Source organism: Herbaspirillum lusitanum P6-12, assembly GCF_000256565.1.
In the GTDB taxonomy this organism is placed as follows: Bacteria; Pseudomonadota; Gammaproteobacteria; order Burkholderiales; family Burkholderiaceae_D; genus Herbaspirillum; species Herbaspirillum lusitanum.
Genome location: NZ_AJHH01000434.1, coordinates 1 through 11,463 on the forward strand (window position 1 = coordinate 1; position 11,463 = coordinate 11,463).

The following is an 11,463-nucleotide window of genomic DNA, read 5'->3' on the forward strand; positions in this document are numbered from 1 at the left end:
ATCGATGTTCAGGATGAGAATCCGCACGACGAAAAATCGGCTGAAGATACATTGATTTCCATCATGGATCTCCTCAGGACGCGCAGTGGTCATGATTTTTCTCATTATAAAAAAGCAACGGTCCTCAGGCGAATCGAACGACGCATGCAAGTCAGCAGGACGGCATCGTTGCAGGAATATTTTCGATATTTGACGACGCATCCGGACGAGACGCCATCCCTGCTGCAGGACATGCTGATCAGCGTCACCAATTTTTTCCGTGACCGGGAAAGCTTCGAGACACTGGAACGCGAATACATTCCGGCCATCTTCGCCGGCGCCGAGAAAGGCGCGCCGATCCGCGTCTGGTCTGCGGGCTGCGCCAGCGGCGAGGAGGCGTATTCGCTGGGCATGCTGCTGGCGGAACAGCGCGCGTTGTTGAATTCATCGGTCGATATCCAGGTCTTCGCCACCGACATCGATGATCGCGCCATCAGCATCGCGCGCCAGGGACTCTATCCGGAGTCGATCGTGACTGATGTCGCTCCTGGCAAGCTCCGGCAATTCTTCATCCGCGAAGACGGGCATTACCGCATCAAGAAAACGCTGCGCGAGAAAGTGCTCTTTGCGGCGCATAACATCCTGAGGGATCCGCCCTTTTCGCGGGTGCACCTCATCAGTTGCCGCAACCTGTTGATCTATCTGAATCGGGAGGTGCAGGAAAAAGTGTTCGAAATGTTTCATTTCGCACTCGTTCCCGGCGGCTATCTTTATTTGGGCAGTTCGGAGTCCGCAGAGGTGGCGTCCAAGTACTTCACCCCGGTCGACAAGAAGAACCGCATCTATCGCGCCGTCGTCATGACGCACGGTGCGCACTACGTGCCGCCGCTGCCTTATCGCCGTCATGGCGCTCCCGAGATCCGCAATTACATCGAGGTCGAGTCGCGTCCCGCCGTGCGTTACGCTGAGTTGCACCAGCGGCTCATCGAGCAATACGCGCCGCCCAGCGTGCTCATCAATCGCACGGGAGAGGTGGTGCATGTTTCCAAGACGGCAGGAATATATCTGCGCTATCCGACCGGCGAACCGTCGCACGATCTGGTGGCGCTGATCATTCCCGAATTGCGGCTGGAACTGCGGACGGCCTTGTTTCAAGTCCAGCAAAACAACACCAATGCGGAAACCAGACAAGTCTCCGTCGAGCGCGATGGCAAGCGCTCGAATATTGCATTGACCCTGCGGATCATTCCCGATGAAGGCCTGCAGAATCAGTTCATCCTGATCCTGTTCAATGAGTCCGCAACGGACGAGCCGATTGACCACCACGAAGAATCGGGGACCTCGTTCATTGCCAAGCAGCTTGAAAACGAACTTTTCATCACCAAGGGACAACTGCAAACGACCATCGAGCAATACGAAACATCCGCCGAAGAACTGAAGGCGTCCAACGAGGAATTGCAGGCGATCAACGAAGAGCTGAGATCGACCACCGAAGAGCTGGAAACAAGCAAGGAAGAGCTGCAGTCCATCAATGAAGAACTGATCACCGTCAATCACGAATTGAAAATGAAGGTCGACGAAACCGGCAAGAGCAACGACGATCTTCAGAACTTCATCTCGGCCACGGAGATCGCCACGATATTCGTTGACCGGTCGATGCGCATCAAACGCTATACTCCGCGCTCGGCGGACATTTTCAAGCTGATTCCAACGGATGTCGGCCGGCCGTTGCTGGACATCAGCCATCGCCTTGAGTATGAATTGCTGGAAGAGGATGCTGCCCGGGTCTTCGAAACCTTGCGTCCCTGTGAACGCGAGGTAAAGAGCGATACCGGCCATCGCTACATCGCGCGGCTGATCCCCTATCGCACGAATGAAGACCAGATCAGCGGACTGGTGCTGACTTTCATTGACATCACCAGCCTGCACCTGGCGCAAAGCAAACTTGCGGCGGAAGAATTGCGTATGCGGGTAGTAGCGGCAAGTACGCGCGACTACGCCATCATCACAATGGATCCGACGGGGAAGATCACGTTCTGGAACAACGGCGCCGAGCGTATCTTCGGTTACAGCGAGGAAGAAATCCTCGGACAGCACCTGGATCGCATCTTTACGCCGGAAGACCGGGATAACCTGGTGCCGGCGCAGGAACTGACCACCGCAAAAAAAGAAGGACACGCCTCGGACGAGCGCTGGCATCTGCGCAAAGACGGCACCAAGGTATTCTGCAGCGGCATTCTCACCAGGCTCGACGATGAGGAAATGACGGGCTATGCCAAAATAGCCCGGGATCTCACCAGCAGCAAGGAACTGGAGACCAAGCGCGAAGCCCGGCTGGCGCTGGAAACAGCGACCAGGTTGAAGGCCGAGGAAGCAGTGCGTCTGCGCGAAGAATTCCTGGCGGTACTGTCCCATGAACTGAAGCATCCGCTGAATCTGATCCAGCTCAACGCTGAACTGCTCAAGCGCATTCCATTGACGCAGGATCAGGGGAAAATAACGCGCATTGCCGACGTCATCCGTTCGACCGTACAGACACAGGCAAAAATCATTGACGACCTGCTTGATCTCTCCAGGGCACAAACCGGGAAACTCACCCTCAGGAAGACCCTGGTCGACATTGTCGGCATCACAGAAAAAATTACCCGTGTTTTTGAGACGGACACGCAAAACAAGGGCATTGAATTACGCTATCAAAGCGCGGTTCCCTCGCTGCTGGTTTTCGGGGATACGACCCGGCTGGAACAGATTCTTTGGAATCTGTTGAGCAATGCAGTCAAATTCACGCCGTCCGGCGGCAAGATTTTCGTCACTCTGGGCGTAGAGGGTAGCAATGCGTTGATTACGGTATCGGATTCCGGAAAAGGGATTTCCTCGCACTTCCTGCCGCATATCTTCAGAATGTTTGAGCAGGCTGATGCCGTGACAACACGCGAACACGGCGGCCTGGGTATCGGCCTGGCCCTTGTCCGCCAGCTTGCCGAGAGTCACGGCGGGCGTGTCGAGGTCGAGTCCGGCGGCTTGGAGAAAGGGGCGAAATTTTCCGTTTGGCTACCGCTGTATGATGGCGATCATGCCGACGCGCCCTTGCAGCCGATTGACGAAGACCTCGACCTGCTGCACGGGAAAACACTGTTGTTGATCGATGACCATATCGAGAACCTGGAAACACTGCGCGACCTGCTGAGCTCGCATGGCGCTATCGTCACCGCCAAATCCAGCGGCGTCGAAGCACTGGCGGAAACAGCGCGCCGGCAATTCGATCTGGTCGTCTCCGATATCGCCATGCCAAAAATGGATGGGTATCAGTTCATCGCGTTGCTTCGGAAACAACCGCAGGGCAGTGCCGTTCCGGTGATCGCCTTGACGGGCTTCGGCCGTGCGATTGATGTTCAGACGGCCATGGAAAGCGGCTTCACCGCGCATCTGCAGAAACCCATCGATTTGAAGAATTTTGCCGAGATCGTCAAAAATATTTTCCACGGCGAACCAAGGTAAAACCGGCGCGAAGATGGGCTCGCTGACAGCGCCGACAGCGCCGACAGCGATAACCTACAAGCAAAAGAGAAAATTACCACCTTCAAAAACTGACTGTTTCTTTCTAGGCTGATGAAGCCACGTCATTCAGGCGCGATCATCTGTGGAGGAAAAAACATGTCCAGCGAAAATACCCGTGGCAGCAGTTACCAGGGCCACGCCAAGGCGGAGCAGGATGGCCGCAGGAATCAGCCCGCCAACTCTCCCGACCGGAATCCGCCCCGGGCCCCCCGTGACGGCCGTTCCGAACAGGCTGACGCGGCTGAGCAGAACAGCGACCAGCGCTCCACCGGCGAGGCAGGTAAAACGGCGCTGTCGTCCAGGCCTGACGCAACGTCGGCGTTCGCCCGGGAAAACATGCCGCACGGCATCGGCTACAACATCTGTGACGACGACTAGGCCAGGCTTGCAGCCGCCGATGGCTTCGCATCCAAGCGTCGTTGCGTGCGCGGCCCATGTTCGTGATACGACCTGCGCCGCTTCCTGTTCCGATCTTTTTTGAAGGAGAAGCATCATGGCAATCTGTTCCGTCTGCGGCAACGACTACGACAAGGCCTTCACGATTCAGAGAGGTAGCGAGAGCCGCATTTTCGACAGCTTTGAATGTGCAATACACGCCATGGCTCCGCAGTGCGCACATTGCCAATGCCGCATCATCGGCCATGGCGTCGAAGCAGCCGGCAAGTTCTATTGCTGCGCGCATTGCGCGGGGCATGCCGGTCATAGCGACATCAAGGACCGCACCGCCTGAGCAGCAAGGGCGTGAATCGCCCTCCGAGTCCTTGCATCCATTCATTTCTCTGCACACTGCAGAGAACGCCATCAACCGCGGAGATCAGCATGAGTAAATCCCCAGGACATCAGCAGCATCCCAACCACAAGGTGCAAGAAACCACTGTCGAGGGAAACGTCAGGGTCGCGGTGGGCACGCAAATGCTCGTCGATTCGGGCGACGTCATCCTCGTACGGGAAGATGGCAACCCGCCGCGCTATTATTTTCCGCGGTCGGCCGTCAGAAGCGAGTTGCTGCAGCGTTCGGACACCACCTCGGCATGTCCGTTCAAGGGTGCCGCAACTTACTATCATCTGGTGCTCGACGGCAAAGTCCTGAATGATGCCGTCTGGTCGTACGAGCAGCCGTACGATGAGCACCAGGCGCTCAAGGGGCGGTTGGCGTTTTATGACGACAAATTGCCTGAAATCGTGATCACGCCGAAACCAGCCTAAGCTGTTTTCTGAATCTCCCCCGACGGGCATCCCGCCAGGGAATGCTGTCACATGCCTGTCAAAATCGCTCCCTACAATCCCGATCAAGCGCAATTTGCATTGCACCTACCGGAGCCGGCGGTCGGGAAACATACCGGCACCACATTTCTTCATATCCGCTTATTTCCGTACCTTTCCGTTTCCGGTCGCCCATCGCCTGATGCCCTTGGCGCCAGTGAACGTCATATCGCTGTCATACAAGCGCATTAAGATTGCATGTTGAACAACATGCTTGCCTCGCTCGCTTAGCTTATTTACCCCCGGATATGAACCAGCCTCAGATCGATTTCAGCCTCGCACCGATGATGGGCCGCCACCTGCAGCAGCCGACAGCCGAGGCCCTGGCAGTGGACGTGCCGGTGATTACCTTCGAGGAAAACAACGCCAGGGTGCTGGAAATTTTCGGCTGTCACCGCGAACTGGTGAGTCTGCCGGTGCTCGAGAACAACCATCCGATCGGATTGATCAGCCGCAATATCTTCATGTCGCAGATGTCCAAGCCGTATCACCGCGAGCTCTATGAAAAGAAGAGTTGCATCGCCTTCATGGACAAGGATCCGCTGATCGTCGAAGCCGATACGCCAATCGAAATGCTCGGTGCGCTGGCGGTTGCCTCGGGCGACAAGACGCTGGCCGACGGGTTCCTCATCGTCGACGGCGGCAAGTTCGCCGGTCTCGGTTCCGGTCTCGGATTGATGCGCATGCTGGTCGACCTGCAAGCCGAAAAAAATCGCCAGGTGATGCAAAGCATCGATTACGCCAGCGTGATCCAGCGCGCCATGCTGAGCGCCTCGCGCACGGCAATGGCGCAGGCCATCGGCGATGCCTGCCTGGTCTGGGAACCGCGCGACGTGGTCGGCGGCGATTTTTATCATCTTGAATGTTTCCCCGACGGCTGGTTTGCCGCGGTCGCGGATTGCACCGGCCACGGCGTACCGGGCGCCTTCCTCACGCTGATCGCCTCGTCGGCCATCAAGCAGGCGCTGGAGCAACACGGTCCGCGCGATCCGGCGCTGGTCATGGGCGAAGTCAACCGCAGCATGAAGCAGGTGCTGGGGCAGCACGCCTCCGCGACGCAATTGTCCGAATCCGACGACGGCATGGATGCCTGCTTCTTCTGGTTCGATGCGGCGTCGCACCGGCTCACCTGCGCCAACGCCAAAATGTCGCTGCTCACGCTGCAGTCGGGTGAAGACGCCGTGCAGACATTCGACGGCGAGCGCACCGGACTCGGCTACGTCGACACGCCCGACGACATGCAATGGAGCAACCGCGAGGTGCAGCTGGGTGACGGCGCCATCGTCATGATCGCCACTGATGGCATCATCGACCAGATCGGCGGTCCGAAAAATATCGCCTTCGGCAAACAGCGCCTGCGCAAGTCATTGCTGGAACATCGTGATTTCCCGATGGCCGAGGTCGGCAAAAAAATCATGGAGGAACAGCGCCTCTATCAAGGCCAGCAACGCCGTCGCGACGACCTGACCTTTTTCGGTTTCCGCGTGGGCGGATCCTTCATCAATCATCAACAACGCAGTGGAACGGCATGAGCGGCATGAACGGCATTCAGCGACAGTGGGACGATTTCCACAGTTACGTCGAGAGACGCGACGTCATCTTTTATTACGTCGGCTATTTTTCGCAAACCATCATTGCGGCCATGGCCGACGCGGTCAAGCTGCGCGTCGAGCATGCCGGTGCGGTGGCGCAGACGCGGCGCAAACTGTTTTCTTCATTCATCGAGATGGCCCAGAATATCGTGCACTACTCGGCGGATTCATATGAAAAAGAAGGCAACAGCGAGGCCTCCATGCGACATGGCGCAGTGTTCATTTCACTGACCGACGAGCGCTATTACCTGCACTGCGCCAACCCCGTCAATGCGGTCGTGGCGGAGAAATTGCGCGAGAAGCTGGAGCACCTGCGCTCGCTGACCATTGACGAGATCAAGCTCGAGTACAAGGAAACGCTGCGCGCCGAAACGCCGGCCGACAGCAAGGGTGCGGGACTGGGATTCCTGACCATGGCGCGCGATGCCAGCGCACCGCTGGAATTTGAATTGTCACCGGCCAGCGGCGAAGGCAAGGACAGCGGCACCTCGATGTTCTATTTGCGGGCGACCATCTGAAGACGTGCAGGACACATCAGAAAACGAAAAACAGCGACGGGCGCCATCGCCTGTCTGCCTATCAAGAATGAGTATATGGACAATTTATTTATAGCGGCAAGCCCGAGTTCCCCCGAAGTCGATTTTCGTTTCGACGAACGGCAACTATCACTGAAGGGCGAATCCTATCCGGAGAACGCGGCGCAGTTCTGGGGCGACATCATTGCCGCGCTGCGCAGCTTCCTGTCCGAAGACGCCGGCACCACGGCAGTGACGATCAACGTTGCGCTGGCCTACTTCAACAGTTCCAGCACCAAGATGCTGTTCTCGCTGTTCGGCACGCTCAACGACAAGGCCAAGGCCGGCACTGAAGTCGTACTCAACTGGTACCACGACGAAGACGACGACACCATTTTCGAGTTCGGCCAGGAGTTGAAGGAAGACTTTCCCGATCTGGTGTTCAACGACCATGCGGTGAAAAGCTGATGAGCGACATCGACCTGTTTGAAGCCGAAACGGCAGTGCTGGCCAACGCCAACGATGTGCTGGCCAACGATGTCGTCAGCGCCAATGAATATCGCGTCGCGCTCAAGGAGTTGGTGCAGGGCTACGGCCAGCTGATGCGCGAAAGCCGCCGCCTGATTGCGCGCAGCGACCGCACCGAGCGCGAGCTCAACCTGCTCAATTCACGCCTCAAGCAACTCAGCGACGAGCTCGATTACAAGGCCAGGCACGACAACCTGACCGGCGCGCTCAATCGCGGCGCGGTGTTCGATCTGGCGCATCGCTTCCTGCAAGATTCGTCGCTGTCGCTGATCGTGCTCGACATCGATTTTTTCAAGCGCATCAACGACGAGTTCGGCCATCCTGCGGGCGACGCCGTGATCCGCGAACTGGTGAACCGCCTGCGCAAGTCGCTCGACGGCAAAGGTGAAATCGGCCGCGTCGGCGGTGAAGAGTTCACGGTGCTGCTGCGCAATGCCTCGCTGGACGAAGCGGTGCAATTGGCGGAGAAGGTGCGGCTGACGATTGCGGGGGAATTGTTTTCCGGTCTGCCGTCGCGTCCCGTGACGGCCAGCTTCGGCGTGTCCTGGAGCAAGGCCGGCAGTGACTTTGAAAATGCCTATGCGCGCGCAGACGCGGCGCTGTACAAGGCCAAGCACGGCGGACGCAATCGCGTTGAGCGCGACGCTCCGCCGCTGGACTGATGCACTGAAGGACGCGCAACCGGCGCTGCAGAGCGCCGCTCACCCGTCACATCAACAATCCATAATCAATAGCGCTCGAGCCAGTGCGCGTACGGCGCCGGCAACGTCCACGAGGCGCGTTCCACACCCAGCTCCTTCGCCGCGAAATACGCCCAGTGCGGGTTGGCCAGATGCGCGCGACCGACCATGACGAGGTCGAGCTGCTGCTCCTTGACCACGCGCTCGGCGATCTCCGGCGTACCGAAACCCCAGGCCGACGATACCGGCACATCCGCTTCGCGGCGCACGCGTTCGACGATCGGCGCGAGGAAAGCCGGGCCCCAGGGAATCGAAGTCTCGGGAATGGTGAAGCCCATCGTGACGCTGATCATGTCCATGCCGGAGGCCTTGAATTCGCGCACCAGGCCGATCGATTCCGCCAATGTCTGCTCATCGCGGCCGTCGTATTCGAGCACGCCGAAACGCACGGTCAGCGGCAGGTTTTCCGGCCACACTTCACGCACCGCGCGCAGGGTTTCGAGCAGGAAGCGGCTGCGGTTTTCGACGCTGCCGCCGTAGATGTCGTCGCGCCGGTTCGAGTGCGCCGAGAAGAAAGTCTGCGCCAGGTAGCCATGCGAAAAATGCAGTTCCAGCCATTCGAAACCGACGTCGCGCGCACGCACCGCGGCGTTGACGAAGTCCTGGCGCACGCGGGCGATATCGTCCAGCGTCATGGCGCGCGGCACTTTGGCCAGATCCTTGCCGTAAGCAATTGCCGACGGCGCGATGGTGTCCCAGCCGCGCGCGTCGTCCGCTGCGATATGGTCGTCGCCTTCCCATGGACGGTTGGCGCTGGCCTTGCGGCCGGCATGGCCGATCTGGATGCCAGGCACCGCGCCGGCTGCCTTGATTTCCCGCACGATCGGCGCGAAGGCCTGCGCCAGTTCGTCCGACCAGATGCCGGTGCAGCCCGGGGTGATGCGGCCTTCGGGAGACACGCCGGTCGCTTCGACGATCACCAGACCGGCGCCGCCGCGCGCCATGCCGGCGTAATGCGACAGGTGCCAGTCGGTAACCTTGCCGTCGATGGCGGAGTACTGGCACATCGGCGGCACCGCGATGCGATTGCGCAAGGCGACGTCTTTGAGCTTGAAGGGCTGGAACAATGCGGACATGGAACACCTTTATTAAACAAAATAGGGGGGAATGAGATTGGCCAATTTGTTCGTTATTTCGAATATATACGAACAATGGAACAATTATACCCCAAGGTGTATCATGCGCACATGCGTCCCTACAAACACCCTGCCGTCAGCGAATTGGCCCTTGAGCGCGTGCTGTATGCCTTGAGCGACTCCATCCGCCTGGACATCGTGCGGCATCTGGCGCGCGTGGAAGCCGCGACCTGCGGCGAACTGGACGGTGGCCGGCCGAAATCGACCGTGTCGCATCATTTCAAGGTATTGCGCGAGGCCGGCCTGGTGCTGACCGAAACCACCGGCACCAGCCACATGAATACGCTGCGCCGGGCCGACATCGACAGCCGCTTTCCGGGACTGCTGACGGCGATCCTGGCGCAGTAACCGCTCTTACCTTACCTCCTGCGGCCTCAGGCGGCCGCGCCTTTCGGACGCCGCACCGCACGCACCTTGCCGCTGGCTCCGCCGCCGCAATAGAACAGATCCGCCCCGTTCGACTCAAGACCGCTGACGCCGGTGTCGCGCGGCATCGCCAACCGTTCGATGACGGCGCCGCTGGCCGGATCGATGCGGCGGATTTCACTCTCTTCTCCTTCCCAGGTACCGTGCCAGAGTTCGCCATCGACCCAGGTCACGCCCGTGACGAAGCGGTTGGAATCGATGCTGCGGATCAGCTTGCCCGTGGCCGGATCGATCTGGTGGATCTTGCGGTCGCGATACTGCCCCACCCACAAACTGCCTTCGGCCCAGGTCAAGCCGGAGTCGAAGCCCTGACCGGGCGCCGGAATAGATGCCAGCACCTTGCCGCTGGCGGGATCGATCTTGTCGATGCGCTGCTCGGCGATCTGGTACAGATAGGTGCCGTCGAAGGCGGTGCCGGCGTCGCAGGCGCGCTGCAACGTGCGCGTGGCGTCGCCGCTGGCGGGATCGAAGGCGATCAGACTGGCGCCGGTCGCGGCCCAGACATTGCTGCCATCCCAGGTGACGCCGTGCACGCGCTCGACGCCGGGAAAGGGGCCGTACTCGCGCACGATCTCGGCGGCATGCACGCCCGCTTCAGGTTTGGTTTTCAGAGTGGTGTTGCTGGTCATTGCCGTCTCCTGTTGATGCGCCGTGATCGGCGCGGCAGGACAACTTTAGTCCATCGCCAGCGCAGCAGGGAGTAACAAGATTGTCGTGATTCCAGCGCCTCCGGCCAGCGGCGTCGACAGCCAGCGGCGCGTGCGCGCCTGGCCGATGGCGCGTACATGGCCAGCCGCTTCCAGTCCGGCCAGTGCGCGCTGCAAGGTGCGCTGACTGACGCCAAGCGCCAACGCCAGAGATGACGTCGACCATGCTTCACCGTCGGCAAGCAAAGCCAGCAACGCGGCTTGGTCGCCGGCAATGGGCGGCGCCAGCACCACGACTTCGCGTTCGTCCAGCGGCTTGAGCACGAAGCCGCGCGGGGTGGCCTCGATCTGCGCCAGCGTCGCGACCAGCGCACGCAAGCGACCGATTTCCACGCGCAAACGTGCGCGGTGCGATTCGTCCGGACGGCGTGTATTGAAGGCGCGGGCGATCAAGGCTTCGCGATCGACGTCGCCGGGCCAGGCTTCCGCCAGTGCGGCAACACCGGCCTGCGCGCCAACGGTTTCCACGCTGATCCTGATCCTGATCCAGCCCCATCCCCCACCGCCACACCGCGTCGGCAAGCATCGATCACCAACGCCTCCGACGCCAACAGTGCAGCAACCTGATCCAGCCGTAAAGTCTGCTCGCGACCTGCGGAAACACGCCGGGCCGCGGGACGAGCAAGCGCCGACCGCGTTTCCGTCACCTCGGCCAGCAAAGCCGGCACGCCGGACTGTATCGCTGCATCATGCGCACGCGTCAGCGCCGCATGCGCGGCATCGATATGCAGCGAACGCAGAGCCAGTTCCGCCGCCGTCAACGCGGCAACCGCTGCGAGCGCCGGCGACAAGCCGCGCGCATCGAGCCGCGCCAGCGCCGCTTCGGCCTGCTCGAGACGACCCAGCAATACCAGTCGCCGCACCGCAATCAGCCGCGCCTGCACGGCGTTGGCGCGATCGCCGTGGGCGTCCAGCGCGACCGTGGCCGCCGCCAGTGCACGCGGCGAACTGCCGATGTCGCGTACGGCTAGCGCCACCTCGGCTTCGGCGACGATGCAACGGGCGCGCGCCAGTTCTTC

General features: G+C 60.1%; 11 protein-coding genes and 1 pseudogene. 9 read left to right on the plus strand and 3 right to left on the minus strand.

What is annotated here, in order from left to right:
* Positions 1-63: 63 nt before the first annotated feature.
* The 8 genes from HLUSI_RS0113900 (at position 64) to HLUSI_RS0113935 (ending at position 8,097) form a co-directional block, all read left to right on the plus strand.
* Entirely contained in the window at positions 64-3,477 is a 3,414-nt protein-coding gene (locus HLUSI_RS0113900) for a CheR family methyltransferase (protein WP_083830954.1), read from the plus strand.
* Positions 3,478-3,633: 156 nt separating this feature from the next.
* Complete coding sequence (locus tag HLUSI_RS0113905; protein ID WP_016834543.1) at positions 3,634-3,915, plus strand: hypothetical protein; 282 nt, start codon at positions 3,634-3,636, stop codon at positions 3,913-3,915.
* A gap of 115 nt (positions 3,916-4,030) precedes the next feature.
* Entirely contained in the window at positions 4,031-4,267 is a 237-nt protein-coding gene (locus HLUSI_RS0113910; protein ID WP_016834544.1) for a hypothetical protein, read from the plus strand.
* A gap of 89 nt (positions 4,268-4,356) precedes the next feature.
* The gene (locus HLUSI_RS28690) at positions 4,357-4,743 is read left to right on the plus strand and encodes a DUF427 domain-containing protein (protein ID WP_040503501.1); all 387 of its coding nucleotides are present in this window, start codon (positions 4,357-4,359) and stop codon (positions 4,741-4,743) included.
* 305 nt (positions 4,744-5,048) lie between these two features.
* Positions 5,049-6,332: a SpoIIE family protein phosphatase gene (locus HLUSI_RS0113920; protein ID WP_016834546.1), complete on the plus strand. Its 1,284-nt coding sequence runs from the start codon at positions 5,049-5,051 to the stop codon at positions 6,330-6,332.
* Between the two features lie 5 nt (positions 6,333-6,337).
* Complete coding sequence (locus HLUSI_RS0113925; protein WP_029363515.1) at positions 6,338-6,910, plus strand: SiaB family protein kinase; 573 nt, start codon at positions 6,338-6,340, stop codon at positions 6,908-6,910.
* Between the two features lie 75 nt (positions 6,911-6,985).
* Positions 6,986-7,375, plus strand: a complete 390-nt coding sequence (locus HLUSI_RS0113930) for a DUF1987 domain-containing protein (protein ID WP_016834548.1) — start codon at positions 6,986-6,988, stop codon at positions 7,373-7,375.
* Positions 7,375-8,097, plus strand: coding sequence for a GGDEF domain-containing protein (locus HLUSI_RS0113935; protein ID WP_016834549.1), 723 nt, complete (start codon positions 7,375-7,377; stop codon positions 8,095-8,097). Before HLUSI_RS0113930 ends, HLUSI_RS0113935 begins: the two co-directional genes overlap by 1 nt.
* 65 nt (positions 8,098-8,162) lie before the next feature.
* On the opposite strand, the gene HLUSI_RS0113940 is transcribed toward HLUSI_RS0113935, so the two are convergent.
* Positions 8,163-9,251, minus strand: coding sequence for an NADH:flavin oxidoreductase/NADH oxidase (locus tag HLUSI_RS0113940; protein WP_016834550.1), 1,089 nt, complete (start codon positions 9,249-9,251; stop codon positions 8,163-8,165).
* Positions 9,252-9,362: 111 nt separating this feature from the next.
* Here HLUSI_RS0113940 and HLUSI_RS0113945 point away from each other — a divergent pair, with 111 nt between their 5' ends.
* Positions 9,363-9,659: an ArsR/SmtB family transcription factor gene (locus HLUSI_RS0113945; RefSeq protein ID WP_016834551.1), complete on the plus strand. Its 297-nt coding sequence runs from the start codon at positions 9,363-9,365 to the stop codon at positions 9,657-9,659.
* A gap of 26 nt (positions 9,660-9,685) precedes the next feature.
* On the opposite strand, the gene HLUSI_RS0113950 is transcribed toward HLUSI_RS0113945, so the two are convergent.
* Together HLUSI_RS0113950 and HLUSI_RS28695 are read right to left on the minus strand one after the other, a co-directional pair.
* The gene (locus tag HLUSI_RS0113950) at positions 9,686-10,366 is read right to left on the minus strand and encodes a Vgb family protein (protein ID WP_016834552.1); all 681 of its coding nucleotides are present in this window, start codon (positions 10,364-10,366) and stop codon (positions 9,686-9,688) included.
* A 45-nt stretch (positions 10,367-10,411) separates the two neighbouring features.
* Positions 10,412-11,463, minus strand: a pseudogene (locus HLUSI_RS28695) (helix-turn-helix domain-containing protein); the annotation flags it as partial.